We start from the raw sequence: 17,952 nt of genomic DNA on the forward strand, positions 1-17,952 counted from the left end.
CGCGTACGGCTTGGTACTCTTGAACTTTACGTGAGGCGAAATCCCCTCGCTCGCCGGTAAAAATGGCATTGCACGACGAGTGCTGCTTTGAACGTTTATCCAAGCAAAGATCTAAGCTTGGGCGATATCTCCACCTCGATCACTGTCGTCCCCCTGTGCGCAAGCGCCGCGGAAAGAGACGCCCTGAATTCGTCAGCGGTTTTCACCTTCGCAGTCTTTGCGCCGTATCCACGCCCAAGTGCCTCGATATCAAGCCCGGGAAGATCAAGACCCGGAACGTTCGGCGTTTCCTCCAGGATCGCGAATTCCTTCAGGATCGCATATTGACTGTTGCGCATGGCAACGAAGACCACATGCGCCTCCTCCTGCACGCCGGTGTAGATGCTCTGCACCGAATACTGGAACGAGCCGTCGCCGATCACGGCAATTACGGGCCTGTTGCGTCCGCTCGTTTCTTCAGCAATCGCGAGACCGACAGCAGCCGGCATATCCCAGCCGAGACCTCCGGAAGCAAAAGTGTAGAACGTGTCCGGCGTGTCGATCGGAATTTGCCGCTCCAGTTCGATGACGTTGGATGGAGATTCCTCTACCAACACGAAATCTGACGGCGCAGCCTCCCGGATCAAGCTGTAGACTGCATCCGGCGTCAGTGGCAGGGCCGAGTAGTCGGGTACCGGCACCGGATCCTTTTTGTAGGGATTGGGCTTTTCCTCACGTCGATCCAGCTGAGGCAGGATTGCCTGAAGAAAAAGCCTGCTGTCCGAGACGAGGCTGTCGCCAACCGGTGCCTTGGCCGCCATGTCCGGATCGTCGGTAACTTGCAGCAGCTTTGTTCCCGCCGGAAGGTAGTCTCCCGCGACATATGGATAGTAGCGAAAAACCGGCGCTCCAACTGTGATGACGAGGTCGTGCCCCTCGAGCCGCTTGCAGATGGGGCCGATGGCCGAAGGCAATGTGCCGGCGTGGAGCCGATGACTTTCGGGAAATGGCGTGCGCTCCGCAAAAGGCGCCGTCAGAACCGGGGCAGACAGCGCTTCTGCGAACGCGATCCCTTCGTCCCAGGCTTCTGACCGGGCAATGTCGGAGCCGTAGACCAGAACCGGAGTTTTTGCTGCGTTGATACGCTCAGCGAAATCTTTGATTCTTGCCGGGTCGGCGGCCGAGCGCAGAGACACGGACCGGACTTCTGCAGGTCCCTCCATTTCCTTGTCCCAGTCGTCCAGCGGGAGAGACAGAAACACCGGCCCGCTCGGCTGCTGGACGGCTGCTGCGTAGGCGCGCATGAAAGCGGCCGGCACGTCCTGGGCCCTTGCCGGCTCATAACTCCACTTTACCCATGGCTGGGGCAAAAGCGTCGCATTGATGTTGGTAAGAAGCGGCTCGAGCAGCAGCATGTCTCGGGTCTGCTGTCCGGCGGTCAGAATGAGGGGTGTCTTGTTCTGGTAGGCGGTCAGGATGCAGCCCATCGCGTTACCGAGGCCTGCACCTGTATGGACATTCACAATGACAGGTTTGCGCAGTCCCTGCGCCAGGCCGTCAGCGATGCCGACGACGCTGGCTTCCTGCAGAGAAAGAACGTAGCGGAAGTCGTCCGGAAAATTCTTCAGAAAGGTTTCTTCAGTGGACCCGGGATTGCCGACGATAGTTGTCAAACCGAGCTTGCGAAGCAGATCGAAGGTAACGTCTTTTACAGTCGGCATAATATCCTCCGCCTGACGCTGAAACCCAAGCTCCCAGCGTCACAAAACAAGAAAACCACCCTTACTTCTTAAATTTCTCGGAAAAAGACTAAACCTCTACCTCCAAGTGAGACAAGCAAAGATTGCTTCCCTCCACTGAACCCGTCAGACGTCAATCGGTTCACCGGGTTTTGGCTTTGCCACCTTGTCGCGATCGCCGCCCATTGCCTCAAGGAACGTATCCGCCGTCTGGTCGATGATCGGGAACGAGCCGTAGTGGCAGGGAATGATCGTATCGAAGTTGAAGAACCGGGTGCAGGCGAGCGCTGCCGACTTGCCGCCCATCGTGAAGCGATCACCGATTGGAACAAGCCCGATCTTCGGCTGGTAGATCTCGTCGATCAGGGCCATGTCGGAGAAGATGTCGGTATCTCCCAGGTGATAGAGCGTCTTTTCTCCAGGAGCTTCGATGATGACACCATGTGGATTGCCCAGATAGATAGCCTCACCGCCAGCCTGGAAGGACGACGAGTGATCGGCACGTGTCAGCGCGACGCTGAACGGGCCGACGTTCACCTTGCCGCCGGAATTCATGGGGCTGATATTCTCGATCCCCTGCCGGTTGGCCCACATGCAGATTTCGAAATTGGAGGTCAGCTGCGCACCGGTTTTTTTCAGGATGTCGACGGCGTCACCGATGTGATCGTTGTGACCATGGGTCAGGATGACATGCGTTACGCCATCCGCTGCCTGATCGACTGACAGGGTCTCCGGGAAAGACGGATTTCCGGTAAAGAACGGATCGAACAGGATGGATGCGCCTTCAATCTCGATCTTGAAAGCGGAGTGGCCATACCAGGTCAGTTTCATCGCAGTCTCCTAATTCCAGGACAGGTTGCCCGGACCCTATCAGTGACAGACTGCTCGCAACAAGCTGAATGCGTTCAATGTGCTCCGCAGGGCACGGTCCTGTTATCGATAATTTTGACAGTTCACCTGTGCAATTATGGCAACGCCTCGATTATTTCGACAACCAGAGCTAGCTTCCCCTATTCCTTCAACGCAAGATGACGTTGGGGATTCGCGAGACTTTGGAGCTATGCCGATGCGATTGCGTTCGAAACGTGCCTGGCTGGAAGTCATCTGCCCGGCAGTTCTGCTCTTGAGCAGCCTTTCGACATCCGCCCTAGCCGCCAATTGCAAGAACGATGGCGGCCTGCTTTTTCTGGGAACCAACAAGTCTGATAGCCGTTCGATCTGGGTTTCAGGCACGGTAGCCGGCGACTACCGACTGGATGCCGCCCAGGGTAATCAGACCGTCGACACATGGTCCCGCTCCAGCACCGGCCTGCATCTATCCACTTCTCCAGTTGTTTCGAGCGGAAACGGCGGCACGCACAAGCTTTATGGTGTCGACGGCGGGTCCGATTGTCTTATCGACACTCAGAACCAGAAACGCGACTTTCAGCTTCCCGACAACATCAAGCCCCCTAGCCTGGTAAAGCCTCCAATCAGCAGGCTGTTTCCGAATTTCGGACGACCAGTTCCACCGATCGCCGTCGTGCCTCCAAGCGGAGTGATGCCTGGTTTGCCGGGCCCCATTGCGCCGCCTTCAAGCGGGATCACGCCACCAGTTGGAGGATTGCCGCCTGCTGGCTTTAATCTTGGCCGTCCCGGCACGGCTGCACCGCCTATTGGCACCGTGCCTTCTGGTGTGCTGCCGAGTGCACCAGGGGGTGTTACCCCGCCTATTGGAACGCTTCCCCCGTCTGGTGGAGGCACAGGCGCACCGGGCACTGTCACGCCACCAATCGGAACCCTGCCGCCCGGCAGCCGCAATCCAAATCAACCCGCCCTTCCGGCCGGCTTTGTGCCGGTCAGGCGCGCTGATGGTCAGGTCATCAGTTACTGCGTCGATCCACGATCAGCAGAGGAGACACAGACTGCCAATGCACACACGTTCTGCACCCGGGAACAACTGCTGGCCGCCGGCCGTCTGCAGCAGCAGGACGAAGTTCCAATCACTCCGGGCCGGGATCTGATCGAACCGACACTCTGGAATGCCTGGAGCACGGTAACCGGGGTCTACAGCGACGACCGTCGTTTCGGCAGGGACTTTCAGACACTCAGCGGAACCGCGGCATTTGGTGCCGACCGCAAGCTAACCGAAGATATCGTCGGCGGTTTTTCCGTGACCTTTGAAACCACCGACACCGACGGTTTCAATTCCAACCTGACAATCGACACCCAGGGATTTGAGATCGGCCCCTATGTTGCCGCACGAATTTCACAGCACTGGGCCGTTGATGGCTCGCTGAGCTATGGCTTTTCAAACAGTCAGTCGGATATCTCGGTTTTGAGCGGCGAATACAACACCCATGAACTCGGCGCGACTTTCAGTGTTCACGGTCAGTATGCGTTGAGCGAGATCCAGGTACGCCCCAAGGCGACCGTGACCTTCAACCGCGTGTTTTCCGACGGTTACGATCTGAACGGGACGATCCTCAACCGGGCTGTAAGCGTTCCCATCTCGGGCAATGCCGCCTCTCTGGGAACAATTGAACTGACGACCGAATTCAGCCGTCAATTCACCTTGCAGGACGGGCTTCTGATCCAGCCCTATGTGGAAGCAGGCGCGGTATACGAATATTTGCGACCGAACGACGGCAAGATACTCGATGATGAACTCAACTTTGTCACGGCATCGGCCTGGAGCTTTACGCTGCGCGGCGGGGCGACTGCCCTGATTGCGGAGAACGTGACGCTTGATGCAAAGGGAGGCTATCTCAGCCTGGGCCAGAACGGGCTGGACGTTTGGGAAGGGCAACTTCGTGTTGCCATCGGGTTCTGATTGAAAATCGAACTGGTGTTTTCCATGGCTCGCTGGTAAAGCCGCCGAATGGCAAATGACCCCGCACTTTCCCTGGAAGACTTCATGGCCGCCGTGCCCGACCGCACCCGGCTGATCGGCCTGGATCTTGGCACCAAGACCATTGGTCTGGCGCTTTCAGATCTCGGCCGTGGCATCGCCTCTCCCATGGAAACGATCCGGCGCAAGAAGTTCACCCTGGATGCGGAACAACTCCTGGCCATCTGCGCCAAGCAGGGCGTCGGCGGCATGGTGCTCGGTCTGCCGCTCAACATGGATGGCTCCGAAGGCCCCCGCGTCCAGGCGACCCGCGCTTTCGTGAGAAACCTCTCGCAGAAAACGGACCTGCCGATCACCTATTGGGACGAGCGGCTGTCGACGGCGGCCGTGACGCGCACGCTGCTGGAAGCCGATACGAGCCGTGCGAAACGAGCCGACGTGGTCGACAAGATGGCCGCTGCCTACATCCTGCAGGGCTTTCTGGACCGACTCGGCTTTATGGGCTTAGATAACGGCTGATCCCACCGCTGCCGGGTACAGGCCCTTGTTTCAAGGCCTGTCGAACGCGAAAGCCGAACACATGCTGACCACACTTGCCGCCCTGATGCCGGTCATCCTCGTGATTGCCTCCGGCTACCTGATCGCCCGCACCGGACTGATTACCGGCGAGCAATGGCGTGGTGTCGAACGGCTTGCCTATTATGTCCTGTTTCCGGCGGTGTTGTTCCGCACGATCTCGCAAGCGGATTTCGCCAGTTTTCCGACGCTCAACATGGGCGGCGCCCTGCTCGCCTCCATCTTGTCCATGGCGCTGCTTCTGCTTCTGGCACGCACGACCATCGAGCGTGCCTGGGGCATCGCCGCGCCGCGTTTTACCTCCATTTTCCAGGGAACCTTGCGCTGGAACGCCATGATCGCGCTCGCGATTGCCGACAATGTGGTCGGTGAAACAGGGCTGGCCATGCTTGCGGTCGCAATGGTGTTCATGATCCCCTTGCTCAACGTCGCCAGCATCCTGGTGCTGTCGCATTACGCAAGTGGGACGTCACCAAGTGGCGCGAAGATCCTGAAAGACCTGTTCACCAATCCCTTCATCCTCTCGATCGGCGCAGGCGGTATCATGAACGCGGGTGGCATCTCCCTGCCTTTCGTGGTCGACGATACCCTGGAGATTTTCTCCAGGGCCGCGCTCCCCATCGGCATTATCTGCGTCGGAGCCGGGCTGGACCTCGGCTCACTCCGCAGACCGGGACCGGCACTCGCCCTCGGCACCTTTTTGCGTCCGATATTCATGCCGTTGCTTGCCTTTGGCTTTGCCAGTCTTTTCGGCGTTACCGGCCCCGCATTGGTCGTAGTCATCATTGCCAGTTCAGTGCCCTGTGCCAGCAACTCCTACCTGCTCGCCCGTCAGATGGGCGGCGACGCAAAGCTGATGGCCGAGATCATCACGCTTCAGACCCTGGCAGCGACCCTGACGATCCCGCTGGCCCTGCTGCTGGTCACTTGATCGGGCCCTTTGGCAGTAGAAGCTCGCCCAGTTGCGCAAAATCGTGCCCGTCATCAATTCGCTTTAGACCGGCACAGTTGCCAAGCCATGTGCAACGCCTGGCAGAAACTGACAGTTGTCTATAATTTCCAAGAACTTGTCAGCTGTTCCCAACCAGGGTGACTGCAAGCTGCAAGCGGATGGAAGCTGCAGGTTCTTTGCGACTATTGCGGCAGTATTCTCGTTGAGATTCGGTCGTGATCTTGAGTGGAACACAATAGATTCAATCTTTTGGCGGTGCCTGCGCGTGCCGCAGTTGAAACTTCTCCCGTCTATCGCCGCGCACGCAGCCATATTTTGTCCAGCCGATCAAATATTTAGCAGCTATGTGGACAGCGGGCATGATGTGATTTCCTGACTTGTCGAACCGGGCGTTCCTCCTTATAGGAATGGTCTCGATGACCGCGAGCAACACCCATCGAGACAGCCCTTATCCCCATCGTCATTTGCTGGGCATAGAGGGCCTTCACCCCCACGAAATTCTGGGCCTTCTGGACCGGGCGGAAGAAGCCGTAGAGGTTTCCCGCCAGATCAGCAAACGACGGCTGGTCTTGCAGGGACGAACCCAGATCAACCTCTTTTTCGAGAACTCAACCCGCACCCAAAGTTCTTTTGAACTGGCCGGAAAACGGCTCGGGGCGGATGTGATGAACATGGCAGTGTCCCAGTCGTCTGTGAAAAAGGGCGAGACGCTGATCGATACGGCAGCAACGCTGAACGCCATGCACCCCGACCTTCTGGTGGTTCGCCACCACGCGGCCGGTGCGGTGCATCTTCTGGCGCGCAAGGTCGGCTGCTCCGTGGTCAATGCCGGCGACGGCCCGCATGAACACCCGACACAGGCCCTGCTCGACGCCCTTACCATCCGGCGACACAAGGGAAAGATCGCGCGGTTGACCGTGGCCATCTGCGGTGACATCGCCCATTCTCGCGTTGCCCGGTCCAATATCATTCTTTTGAACGCGCTCGGAGCGCGCGTCCGTGTTGTTGCCCCCACTACCCTCCTGCCGTCCGGCATCGCCAAGATGGGCGTCGAGGTCTTCACCAGCATGAAGGAAGGTCTCGAGGGTGCCGACATCGTCATGATGCTGCGCCTGCAGCGCGAGCGCATGAACGGTGCCTTCATTCCATCTGTAAGGGAATATTACCGCTACTACGGACTGGACGCGGAAAAGCTCGCCTATGCCAAGGAAGACGCCCTTGTCATGCATCCGGGGCCGATGAACCGCGGTGTCGAGATCGATGCCTCGATTGCCGATGGCGCCCAAAGCCTTATTCGCGAACAGGTGGAAATGGGCGTTGCCGTGCGCATGGCCGTGCTTGAAGCCCTTGCCGCCAATCTGCCGAACAATTGATCCAGGGGACAAGACACGTGGCTTACGACACACCCAAACCTCTGGTTCTTTCAAACGCCAGAGTGATTGACCCGGCACGCGGCCTGGATGCTCCAGGTTCCGTCATCATCGCGGACGGCACCATTCTCGCCGCCGGGCCGGAAGCTGCCAACCAGGGCTCTCCCTACGGAGCGGAAATTATCGACTGCAAGGGCGCGATCGCCTGTCCGGGCCTGATCGACTTCTGCGTCTCCGTCGGAGAACCGGGTGCAGAGCACCGGGAAACGCTCGCCAGTGCCTCCCAGGCTGCCGCAAGCGGCGGCGTGACGACAATTTGCACCATGCCCGATACGGATCCGGTCATTGATGATCCCGCGCTGGTCGATTTCATCCTGCGCCGGGCGCGTGACACGGCCATCGTCAACGTGTTGCCACTGGCCGCCTTGACCAAGGGCCTCAAGGGCGAGGAGATGGCGGAAATCGGCTTGCTGAAGGAAGCAGGAGCCGTTGCCTTCACCAACGGCCACAAGTCGGTCAAGAATGCCCAGGTCATGCGCCGCATGATGACCTATGCCCGCGATTTCGACGCGCTGGTCATCCACCACACGGAAGACCCGGACCTCGCCGGCGGGGTCATGAACGCAGGCCTGAACGCCAGTTGGAAAGGTCTTTCCGGTGTGCCGCGTGAAGCGGAAATCATCATGCTGGAGCGGGACCTGCGCCTGGTTGCCATGTCCAAGGGCAAGTACCACGCAAACCTCATTTCCACCTCTGACAGCGCAGACGTGGTTCGAGCAGGCAAGGCGAAAGGGCTGGACATCACCGCCGGTGTGTCGATCAATCATCTGACCCACAATGAAAACGACATCGGCGCCTATCGAACGTTCTTCAAGATGTCGCCACCACTGCGCGATGAAGACGACCGGCAAGCGATGATCGCGGCTGTTGCCGACGGCACAATCGACATCATCTGCTCCAATCATGACCCGCAGGACGTGGAAACCAAACGGCATCCGTGGGCGGAAGCAGAAGACGGCGCCATCGGCCTTGAAACCCTTCTGGCGGCGGCCTTGCGGCTTTATCATTCCGAGCAGGTCGACCTTGTCACCCTGCTTGGCGCCATGACCTGTCGCCCGGCGGACCGGCTGGGGCTGGAAACCGGACGCCTTTCCAAGGGAGCTCCGGCGGATGTGACCGTGTTCGATCCCGAGCGTCCCTGGGTCCTGGAAAAAAGTACCATCAAGTCACGTTCGAAGAATTCTCCCTTCGAGGATGCACGGTTCTCGGGGCGGGTGCTGCGCACGGTTGTCGGTGGGAAAACGGTTTTCAGCCACACCTGAACAAGCCCTTGTTTCCGTTCCAACGTTGATCCTGTTCGCGCCACAATTCTCCCTGAATCTGGCGCGAACGGAACTTCCAACGGAACATGCTGATGCGCCTGATCGCCCTTGCCTTTCTGATACCTGCGCTGTTTACCGGCAGCGCTTCGGCGGCTGATCTCTACATTAAGTACAAGCTTTACGCCCTTGGGCTGCCTATCGGCTCCGGCGTCCTGTCACTGGATGTCGACAGCAAGTCCTATTCCGTCAGTGCCAACGGCCAGACCGCCGCCTTCGGACGGCTGGTGTCTGACGGCAAAGGCACAGTTGAAGTCGCGGGAACCGCACAAAAACTCGACCTGGAGCCAGCCCGCTACGCTCTTGACCTCAAGAGTGAAGACGAGACTGGAACCATCACCATGCGAATGCGTAAGGGCAGTATCGACGCTATCGAAGTTCGGCCGCCGCAGGATCGGATGAAGGAACGGGTCAAGGTAACCGCCGAGCATCTTAAGAGTGTTCTCGATCCCCTGACCGCCGCCGTGCTTCCTGCCCCGCAGGGCCTTGCCAAGGAGAGCTGCAACAGGACATTGCGCATCTTCGACGGCAAGGAACGTTACGACGTTCACCTGCAGTACAAATCCCGCAAAGCCACCAGAACGTCTGATGGCCGGTTCAAGGGCGACGTCATAGTCTGCGGTGTCCGGTACGAACCCATTTCCGGCCACCGGCCGAAGCGCAAGTCGATCCAGCAACTCGCGGCAAACAAGTCCATGGAAGTCTGGCTCGCACCGGTTGGTGACAAGCCGTATCTCGTCCCGCTCCGGGCCAGTATTTCCCTTCCGTTCGGGTCGCTGCTGGTGGAAGCGGAAAAATTCAAGCTCTCGGAATAGACCCCGCGCTATTTCCCTGCAAAGACACTCTTTTCTCAGTTGCTGGACTTGATCCGGGCTGCCATGCCGTTACATTGCGATGGCTATTTATTATGCACGTCATTGGAGTATCGCGTGCCAGAACCGATCAGCTGGGCCTTTGCCTGGCCCTACTATCTCGCCGCCCTCGCCTTCGGCTATCTGCTCGGTTCGATTCCCTTCGGCCTGCTGTTCACGCGCATGGCCGGCCTTGGAGACATCCGCCAAATCGGCTCGGGCAATATCGGCACCACCAACGTTCTGCGCACCGGCCGCAAATCTCTGGCAGCTGCCACGTTGCTGGGGGATGGATTGAAGGGCACCGTTGCCGTTCTGATCGTCAATCACTTCTACGGTCAGGAAATGGCTCTTATCGCCGGCCTTGGGGCGTTTCTCGGGCATCTCTTCCCGGTGTGGCTGAAGTTCAAGGGCGGCAAGGGTGTTGCAACCTACCTCGGCATTCTGCTTGGCCTCTATTGGCCGATGTTCCTGCTCGCGGCAGGCATCTGGATCGGCATGGCCTTTCTGTTCCGTTATTCGTCTCTGTCCGCACTGACGGCTACCCTGCTGACCCCGATCGTGCTCTATCTCGTTTTCCATCAGGTCCAGATAGCTCAGATGTTCGTCTTGCTGTCGGTGCTGCTATGGGCCAAGCATCACGAAAACATTGGGCGGCTTCTGCGCGGGGAAGAAAGCAAGATCGGCTCGAAATCCAAACCGGCGGCCAATGCTTCGTCTCCGCCCGGCGATGAAAGCGCGTGAACCGCGTTTCTGAAAATATAACTCCCGGCAACCTCTCCGAGGCGGAACGTCTGGCGTGGCTTCGCCTAATACGATCGGAAAACGTCGGTCCCGTTACATTCGCGGAACTTCTGAAACACGCTGGCTCCGCTCAACGAGCGCTGGAGGTGCTTCCCGATCTTGCAAGGCGCGGTGGCAAGGCAAGCCGGATTTGTCCGCTTGAAGACGCTGAAGCCGAGCTGGACGCTCATGGGCGGATCGGGGCCCGGTTGATTGGCCTGCATGAACCCGACTATCCGCAACATCTTCGACATATCGACGGTCCGCCGCCGCTCCTGTCCGTCAAGGGCGGCACCTCCGCGCTGACCCGGGAACGGATGATTGCGATCGTCGGTGCCCGCAACGCTTCGCTTTCCGGCAGAAAACTTGCGACACGATTTGCGCAGGGGCTTGGGGCAGAAGGCTTTTCAATCGTGTCCGGCCTCGCCCGCGGGATCGATGCTGCCGCCCATGAAGCCTCACTACAAACAGGTACCATCGCCGTGTTTGCGGGAGGCATCAATGTGCTCTACCCGCCGGAACACGACAGGTTGCTTGCTGCCGTTCTCGACACAGGAGGCGCCGTCATCAGCGAGATGCCTCTTGGCTGGAAACCCCGCAGCCGGGATTTTCCCCGGCGCAACCGGCTGATTTCAGGCCTGTCTCTGGGTGTCATCGTAATCGAAGCCGCCAAGGCCTCCGGCTCTCTTCACACCGCTCGTTATGCTCTTGAGCAGAACAGGGACATCTTCGCCGTACCGGGTTCCCCCCTGGATCCGCGTTCGGAAGGTGCCAACGGCTTGATCCGGCAGGGTGCGGCACTTGTCTCGACCGCCGACGATGTGCTGGAAGGCCTTGGTGGCCGACTGGCGCCAACCCTTCCCTTTGGCAGGCAGTTCCGCGAAGAGAGCGAAACCGCCCCTCTTTCCCGCTCTGAACCGGATGGAAAGCTGCGTGACCGCGTCCTTGCGGCGCTTGGTCCAACCCCGGTGGACATGGATGAATTGATACGCTTTGCGGATGGTGATGCGAGGTCGGTTCATGTCGTGCTGCTGGAACTCGAACTTGCCGGGCGCCTCGAAAGACACCGCGGCAACAAAATCTCCGCTTTGATGTAAGGGGCCGTTTTTCCTTGAATCTCAGTGGATAACCCGTATCTGGACCGAACCGCTTGACCCGGAAGGATCAAAGGTCCATTTGACAGGCGGCGCTTGATCCTTGATCGTCTGCGCCACTGAATTAGCACTCAGATCACCTTCTCCACCGGGCGGGGGCTCCGTATCCGGCAAAAATATTTTGGGTAAGAATGAACGTCGTCATTGTCGAATCGCCGGCGAAAGCCAAGACGATCAACAAATATCTCGGTTCCGACTATACGGTGCTGGCTTCCTACGGCCATGTGCGAGATCTGCCGGCCAAGGACGGCTCGGTGCTGCCGGACGACAATTTCGCCATGAGCTGGCAAGTGGATGCGAAGGCGCAGAAACGGCTGAGCGAGATCGCCAATGCGGTCAAGGATGCCGACCGCCTCATTCTCGCGACTGACCCCGACCGCGAAGGGGAAGCAATTTCGTGGCACGTTCTGGAAGTGCTGCAAAAGAAGAAGGTGCTGAAGGACAAGCAGGTCGAGCGCGTGGTCTTCAACGCGATCACCAAGAAGGCGATCCTGGAAGCGATGGACAATCCGCGCCAGCTGGATACGCCGCTGGTCGATGCCTATCTCGCCCGCCGAGCACTGGATTACCTGGTCGGTTTCACCCTGTCTCCGGTTCTGTGGCGCAAGCTGCCCGGTGCCCGTTCCGCCGGGCGCGTGCAGTCTGTCGCATTGCGGCTGATCTGCGACCGGGAAATGGAAATCGAAACCTTCAAGCCGCAGGAATACTGGTCGATCTTCGCCAACATGAAGACACCGACCGGGGACATGTTCCAGGCTGGCGTGACCGGTTTTGACGGCAAGAAAATCGGCCGTCTCGACATCAACAACGAAGCGGAAGCCACCGCGATCAAGACCATGCTGGAAAGCGCCAGCTTCAAGGTCGACAGCGTGGCTTCCAAACCTGCGAAGCGCAATCCGGCGGCGCCGTTCACCACCTCCACCCTGCAGCAGGAAGCCTCACGCAAACTCGGGTTTTCCGCATCGCGCACCATGCAGGTGGCGCAGAAGCTTTATGAGGGCATTTCAATCGGTGGCGAGACTTCCGGTCTCATCACCTACATGCGTACCGACGGCGTTCAGATTGCCGGCGAAGCGATCGCTGCCGCCCGCTCCGTAATCGCCAAGGATTTCGGTGACAATTACGTCCCGGCAAGCCCGCGCGTCTATACCTCCAAGGCAAAGAACGCCCAGGAAGCACACGAAGCGATCCGACCAACGGACCTTTCGCGTCGCCCAAAGGATGTCGCCAGGTTCCTGGATCCGGACCAGGCCAAGCTTTATGAGCTGGTGTGGAAACGGACCATGGCTTCTCAGATGGAGTCGGCTGTTCTGGAACGGACCACCATTGAGATTCTCGCCGACGGTTCCGGTAAACGCGCCAATCTGCGTGCCACTGGCTCCGTCGTCCGCTTCGACGGTTTTCTTGCGCTTTACCAGGAAGGCCGGGACGACGAGGAAGACGAGAACTCCAAGCGTCTGCCGGCGGTCGATGAAGGTGCCGCGCTGACGGCTGCCTCTGTCGACGGGACCGCACAAGCCATCGAAGCCACGCAGCATTTCACGACACCGCCGCCGCGCTACACCGAAGCAAGCCTGGTCAAGAAGATGGAAGAGCTTGGCATCGGCCGGCCGTCCACCTATGCCTCGACGCTTCAGACCCTGCGCGACCGTGACTATGTCGAACTCGACAAGAAGCAGCTTGTTCCGATGGACAAGGGCCGCATTGTTACCGCGTTCCTGGAAAGCTTCTTCCAGCGCTATGTCGAATTCGACTTCACAGCGAGCCTGGAAGAACAGCTCGACAAGATTTCCGCAGGCGAGCTTTCCTGGCTCGACGTGCTACGTGATTTCTGGACCGGGTTTTCCGGCGCGGTCGATGAAATCAAGGACCTGCGCGTTGCCCATGTCATCGACGCGCTGAACGAACTGCTCGGGCCGCATATCTTCCCGCCGAAGGAAGATGGCACCGATCCGCGCAAGTGCCCGTCCTGCGACACAGGTCAGCTATCGCTCAAGGTCAGCCGCTGGGGCGCTTTCATCGGCTGCTCCAACTATCCCGAGTGCGGCTTTACACGGCAGCTCGGCAAGCCGAGCGGTGAAGACGGCGAAGGTGACGACGGCCCGAAGGTTCTCGGCACCGATCCGGAAACCGGCCTCGACGTTTCCCTGCGCAACGGCCGTTTCGGCCCCTATGTTCAGCTGGGCGAGGAAGCCAAGCCGAAACGAGCCTCCCTGCCCCGTGGCTGGTCCGCACCGGATATGGATCTGGAAAAGGCGCTGCAGCTTCTGTCGCTGCCACGCGAGGTGGGGCCACACCCGGAAGACGGCAAGATGATCTCGGCCGGTATCGGTCGCTACGGGCCGTTCGTGCTGCATGAAGGCACCTATGCCAACCTGTCCACGCCAGACGAAGTGTTCTCCGTCGGCATCAACCGTGCTGTTGATGCGCTGGCGCAGAAACGCGCCAAGGGTGGTGGCCGCGGCGGTGCAGCGGCAACGCCGCTGAAGGAGCTTGGCGAGCATCCGTCCGAAGGTGGCCCGATCAATGTCTATGACGGGCGCTATGGGCCTTACGTCAAGCACGGCAAGATCAACGCCACGCTACCGAAGGACACCGACCCCAAGGCCGTGACGATGGAACAGGCGCTGGAGCTGATCGCGGCAAAGGCCTCCAAGGGCGGCACCAAGAAGAAGGCGGCTGCCAAGAAACCTGCTGCGAAGAAAACAGCAACCAAAAAGACGACCACCAAGAAGACGACGGCAAAGTCATCCGCAAAGGCAAAGGTCGATGCGTCGTCCGAAGAGGTGCCCTGGGATGATGCGAGTTGAGCGCAAAACGGATTAACACGCGCAAGCACACCAATCGAAAACACGCCAAGGTTCCGGGTGAAATGCCATCACGCGAGGATATTCTCGCGTTTGTTGCAGATAACCCGGGGCGTGCGGGCAAGCGCGAGATTGCTCGTCATTTCGGTATTATCGGCGGGGCCCGCATCCATCTGAAAAAGATGTTGAAGGACCTGACCGACGACGGCCTGATGGAAAAGCGCAACAAGCGCATGATCCGTCCTGGCGATCTGCCGCCGGTTTTCGTGGCCAATCTCATTGCACGCGACCGGGACGGTGAGCTGATCGCGACCCCTGTCGACTGGGACGACGAGGCTGGCACTCCGCCGAAAATTCTGGTGCTGACCGGCAAGACCAAGGCGACGCAACCCGGCCTGGGTGACCGCGCACTCGTGCGCCTGACCGAAGCTGAGAGCGGCCCCGAAACAGAACATGTCGCTCGCGTCATCCGCGTTTTGGAAAAGCGTCAGGGTGCAATCCTCGGAATTCTGCGGAAGCGTGACGGCACCCGCCCGCCCTATCTCGAACCGATTGACCGCAAGCAGCGGGAACTCGACATCGATCCGCGTGACCTCAAGGACTCAGAGGACGGAGATCTTGTCAGCGTTCAGGTGACGCGCTCCGGCCGCTACGGCCATCCCGTCGCGTCGGTGGTTGAGCGCTTCGGCTCGATGAATTCGGAAAAGGCGGTTTCGGAGATCGCCCTGCAATCGCATGGCATTCCGCATGTCTTTCCGGCAGCTGTAGAAGCGCAGGCCGAGAGCGCAAAGCCGGTGGAGAAACTCGGCAAGCGCGAGGACTGGCGGCAGGTGCCGCTGATCACCATCGACCCGCCCGACGCAAAAGACCACGACGACGCCGTCTACGCCGAAGCGGACGAGGACCCTTCCAACGAAGGCGGCTATATTTGCTATGTGGCGATTGCGGATGTCGCATACTACGTCACCCCCGGCTCTCCGATGGACCGGGAAGCGAACCTGCGCGGCAACTCGGTCTATTTTCCCGACCGGGTGATCCCGATGCTGCCGGAGCGGATTTCCAACCAGCTCTGCTCGCTCCGGGAAAAGGAAGACAAGCCGGCGCTTGGCGTGCGAATGGTGTTCGACAAGACCGGACGCAAGACCGGGCACACCTTTCACAGGGTGCTGATGCGTTCGGCGGCAAAACTCTCCTATCTGCAGGCCCAGAAGGCGATTGACGGTACGACAGACGAGAAGACCGAAACACTGCTGGACGGCGTCCTGAAGCCACTATGGGCCGCTTACGCCGTGCTGAAGAGGGGACGTGAGGCGCGCGAACCGCTGGAACTTGATCTGCCGGAACGCAAGATCAAGCTGAAACCGGATGGAACTGTCGATCATGTCTTTGTTCCGGAGCGTCTGGACGCCCACAAGCTGATCGAAGAATTCATGATCCAGGCGAACGTGGCAGCCGCCGAAACGCTGGAGCAGAAGAAAACGCCCCTGCTCTACCGGATCCACGATGCCTCGACCCCGGAAAAACTGGAAAGCCTGAAAGACTTTCTGTCGACGATCAACATCAAGCTGCCGTCCTCCGGTGGTCTCCGCCCCTCCGCCTTCAACGGCATACTTGCCAAGGTGAAGGACACACCGCAGGCCAATCTCGTCAACGAGGTGGTTTTGCGCAGCCAGGCCCAGGCAGAATACGCCCCGCAGAACATCGGCCATTTCGGCTTGAACCTGCGGCGGTACGCGCATTTCACGTCACCGATCCGCCGGTATGCCGATCTGATCGTGCACCGTGGGCTGATATCCGCGCTCGGGCTTGGCAAGGATGGCTTGCCGGAAGGTATCGAGACGAAACTGGAGGCCATCGGCGCTGAAATCTCGGCCGCTGAACGGCGGGCAATGCTTGCCGAACGCGACACCATCGACCGTCTGATTGCCCTTTGGATGAGCGACCAGATCGGCGCGAGTTTTCAGGGCAGAATTGCAGGGGTGGTCAAGTCCGGCATGTTTGTTCGCCTGTCCGATACAGGTGCCGACGGCTTCGTACCGGCCTCCACAATCGGCCTCGATTATTATCGCTATGACGAAGGGTCGCACGCCCTGATAGGTGACAAAACCGGCGAGACCTACCAACTTGGCGATCAAGTGGAGGTCCGGCTGGTGGAAGCAGCCCCCTTTGCCGGTGCACTGACATTCGAGCTGCTGAGCCACGGCAGCATTGCCGGCAAACGCATCCGGAAAGCCGCGCCGAAGGTGCGGCGTGGACCGCCGAAGGGCGGACGCAGCAAGGCCTCACCGAAGAAACAGGGTCGAAGGAGATCTTCGTGACGGTCCGGTATGAACTGCACGACAAACTGGAATCGCCGGAAACAGCATCCGAAAAACCGCGGCGCAATGTTCTTCAGGCCATGCTGCGCGGTGCCGGCAACCGGTGCATGAACTGCGGAAAAGGCAAGGTGTTCGATGGCTTCCTTCAGCCACACTATGCCTGCTCTGTCTGCGGTGAGGAGTTCCATCACCATCGCGCGGACGACGCCCCGCCCTATTTCACAATCACCATTGTCGGCCACATTATCGTTCCCGGCCTTCTGGCCGTGGAAGTGTTGTGGCATCCCGCGTTGTGGATCCATATGTCGCTCTGGGTGCCGCTGACGCTGATCCTGTCGCTGTCGCTTCTGCGACCGATCAAAGGCGCGCTGATCGGTCTGCAGTGGGCGCTCTACATGCATGGTTTTGACCCGGATGCGGAAGACGACACGCCTCCCATTCCGGTGCCTTCCGAAAGGGTTACATGAGCGGTTCGTTCGAAAAGCAGCTGGCAAAAGACGAAAAAGCCGGAAACTATCCGTATATCCGTCCCAAGGATGCCGCAACGCTGCTCATTCTGGACCGCGACGATCGGGGTTCCGTGAAGCTGCTGATGGGCCGTCGTCACATGCGCCATGCCTTCATGCCGGGAAAATTCGTGTTCCCTGGTGGCAGAGTGGATGTCTCCGATTCCCGTGTGACCGACGTGCTTCCCTATCATCCGGACGTCGAGGCAAAGCTTACGCAGGACCTGAAGAACGCCAAGTCTGCCGCGCGCGTTCGTGCGCTGGCCCTGGCCGCCATTCGGGAAACCTATGAAGAGGCCGGGCTGTTTATCGGGCGTCAGGCACACAACAACCACCTGCACCTTGGTACCGGCTTCGAGGCATTTGCCGAGCGCGGCATACAGCCCGACCTGAGCGGCCTTCGGATGATTGCGAGGGCCATCACCCCACCGCAACGCCCGCGACGCTTCGACACCCGTTTTCTGGCCGTCTGGGCGGACGCCATTGCCGACAGGTTGCCCGATGGAACCGGCCCGTCCGGCGAACTGGAAGATTGTGCCTGGCTGACTTTCGAAGAGGCGAGGCAGAAGGATCTGCCGATGATCACCAACAAGATCCTGACCGACCTGGAAGACAGGCTGGCGAAAGACCCTGAGCTTTCGCCGACGACGCCTGTCCCCTACTATTTCTTTCGCAAGGGCGGTTTCGTGAAGCAGGAGCTCTGAAGTC

14 protein-coding genes are annotated in these 17,952 nt (G+C 59.4%); 12 read left to right on the plus strand and 2 right to left on the minus strand.

Annotation, left to right across the window (positions count from 1 at the left end; all coding sequences use genetic code 11):
- Positions 1-95 precede the first annotated feature (95 nt).
- On the minus strand, positions 96-1,700 hold the full coding sequence (mdlC, locus tag FIU93_RS23075; RefSeq protein WP_152506897.1) for a benzoylformate decarboxylase: 1,605 nt from the start codon (positions 1,698-1,700) through the stop codon (positions 96-98).
- Positions 1,701-1,844: 144 nt separating this feature from the next.
- Entirely contained in the window at positions 1,845-2,549 is a 705-nt protein-coding gene (locus tag FIU93_RS23080; RefSeq protein ID WP_152506898.1) for a metal-dependent hydrolase, read from the minus strand.
- 235 nt (positions 2,550-2,784) lie between these two features.
- Between FIU93_RS23080 and FIU93_RS23085 the strand changes: the two genes are divergently transcribed.
- The 12 genes from FIU93_RS23085 (at position 2,785) to FIU93_RS23140 (ending at position 17,948) form a co-directional block, all read left to right on the plus strand.
- Positions 2,785-4,530, plus strand: a complete 1,746-nt coding sequence (locus FIU93_RS23085; RefSeq protein ID WP_152506899.1) for an autotransporter domain-containing protein — start codon at positions 2,785-2,787, stop codon at positions 4,528-4,530.
- 48 nt (positions 4,531-4,578) lie between these two features.
- Positions 4,579-5,067 (plus strand): Holliday junction resolvase RuvX, encoded by a 489-nt coding sequence (gene ruvX / locus FIU93_RS23090; RefSeq protein WP_023004059.1) that lies wholly within the window; start codon positions 4,579-4,581, stop codon positions 5,065-5,067.
- Between the two features lie 61 nt (positions 5,068-5,128).
- Positions 5,129-6,055, plus strand: a complete 927-nt coding sequence (locus FIU93_RS23095; RefSeq protein WP_023004058.1) for an AEC family transporter — start codon at positions 5,129-5,131, stop codon at positions 6,053-6,055.
- 428 nt (positions 6,056-6,483) lie between these two features.
- Entirely contained in the window at positions 6,484-7,449 is a 966-nt protein-coding gene (locus FIU93_RS23100) for an aspartate carbamoyltransferase catalytic subunit (RefSeq protein ID WP_197923286.1), read from the plus strand.
- A 17-nt stretch (positions 7,450-7,466) separates the two neighbouring features.
- Positions 7,467-8,768, plus strand: a complete 1,302-nt coding sequence (locus tag FIU93_RS23105; protein ID WP_031270764.1) for a dihydroorotase — start codon at positions 7,467-7,469, stop codon at positions 8,766-8,768.
- 92 nt (positions 8,769-8,860) lie between these two features.
- Positions 8,861-9,640 (plus strand): DUF3108 domain-containing protein, encoded by a 780-nt coding sequence (locus tag FIU93_RS23110; protein WP_173017392.1) that lies wholly within the window; start codon positions 8,861-8,863, stop codon positions 9,638-9,640.
- Positions 9,641-9,754: 114 nt separating this feature from the next.
- Positions 9,755-10,420 carry a glycerol-3-phosphate 1-O-acyltransferase PlsY gene (gene plsY / locus FIU93_RS23115; RefSeq protein WP_031270763.1) on the plus strand — a complete coding sequence of 222 codons (666 nt, stop codon included), beginning with the start codon at positions 9,755-9,757 and terminating at the stop codon, positions 10,418-10,420.
- Positions 10,417-11,556 (plus strand): DNA-processing protein DprA, encoded by a 1,140-nt coding sequence (gene dprA / locus FIU93_RS23120; RefSeq protein WP_152506901.1) that lies wholly within the window; start codon positions 10,417-10,419, stop codon positions 11,554-11,556. Before plsY ends, dprA begins: the two co-directional genes overlap by 4 nt.
- Before the next feature lie 188 nt (positions 11,557-11,744).
- Complete coding sequence (topA, locus tag FIU93_RS23125) at positions 11,745-14,423, plus strand: type I DNA topoisomerase (RefSeq protein ID WP_152506902.1); 2,679 nt, start codon at positions 11,745-11,747, stop codon at positions 14,421-14,423.
- A gap of 62 nt (positions 14,424-14,485) precedes the next feature.
- Positions 14,486-16,738, plus strand: coding sequence for a ribonuclease R (gene rnr, locus FIU93_RS23130; protein WP_152507684.1), 2,253 nt, complete (start codon positions 14,486-14,488; stop codon positions 16,736-16,738).
- Positions 16,735-17,205, plus strand: coding sequence for a DUF983 domain-containing protein (locus FIU93_RS23135; RefSeq protein WP_173017394.1), 471 nt, complete (start codon positions 16,735-16,737; stop codon positions 17,203-17,205). Before rnr ends, FIU93_RS23135 begins: the two co-directional genes overlap by 4 nt.
- Complete coding sequence (locus FIU93_RS23140) at positions 17,202-17,948, plus strand: NUDIX hydrolase (RefSeq protein WP_023004049.1); 747 nt, start codon at positions 17,202-17,204, stop codon at positions 17,946-17,948. Before FIU93_RS23135 ends, FIU93_RS23140 begins: the two co-directional genes overlap by 4 nt.
- The last annotated feature ends 4 nt before the right edge of the window (positions 17,949-17,952 follow it).

The sequence above is a fragment of the Labrenzia sp. THAF35 genome (genome assembly GCF_009363595.1).
GTDB classification, from domain to species: domain Bacteria; phylum Pseudomonadota; class Alphaproteobacteria; order Rhizobiales; family Stappiaceae; genus Roseibium; species Roseibium algicola.

Excerpts from the sequence above, each read along its gene's own strand:
- FIU93_RS23085 (WP_152506899.1), top strand. The coding sequence starts at position 2,785 with ATGCGATTGCGTTCGAAACGTGCCTGGCTGGAAGTCATCTGCCCGGCA.
- rnr (WP_152507684.1), top strand. The coding sequence starts at position 14,486 with ATGCCATCACGCGAGGATATTCTCGCGTTTGTTGCAGATAACCCGGGG.
- FIU93_RS23080 (WP_152506898.1), bottom strand. The coding sequence starts at position 2,549 with ATGAAACTGACCTGGTATGGCCACTCCGCTTTCAAGATCGAGATTGAA.
- FIU93_RS23140 (WP_023004049.1), top strand. The coding sequence starts at position 17,202 with ATGAGCGGTTCGTTCGAAAAGCAGCTGGCAAAAGACGAAAAAGCCGGA.
- FIU93_RS23110 (WP_173017392.1), top strand. The coding sequence starts at position 8,861 with ATGCGCCTGATCGCCCTTGCCTTTCTGATACCTGCGCTGTTTACCGGC.
- ruvX (WP_023004059.1), top strand. The coding sequence starts at position 4,579 with ATGGCAAATGACCCCGCACTTTCCCTGGAAGACTTCATGGCCGCCGTG.
- FIU93_RS23095 (WP_023004058.1), top strand. The coding sequence starts at position 5,129 with ATGCTGACCACACTTGCCGCCCTGATGCCGGTCATCCTCGTGATTGCC.
- topA (WP_152506902.1), top strand. The coding sequence starts at position 11,745 with ATGAACGTCGTCATTGTCGAATCGCCGGCGAAAGCCAAGACGATCAAC.
- FIU93_RS23100 (WP_197923286.1), top strand. The coding sequence starts at position 6,484 with ATGGTCTCGATGACCGCGAGCAACACCCATCGAGACAGCCCTTATCCC.
- mdlC (WP_152506897.1), bottom strand. The coding sequence starts at position 1,700 with ATGCCGACTGTAAAAGACGTTACCTTCGATCTGCTTCGCAAGCTCGGT.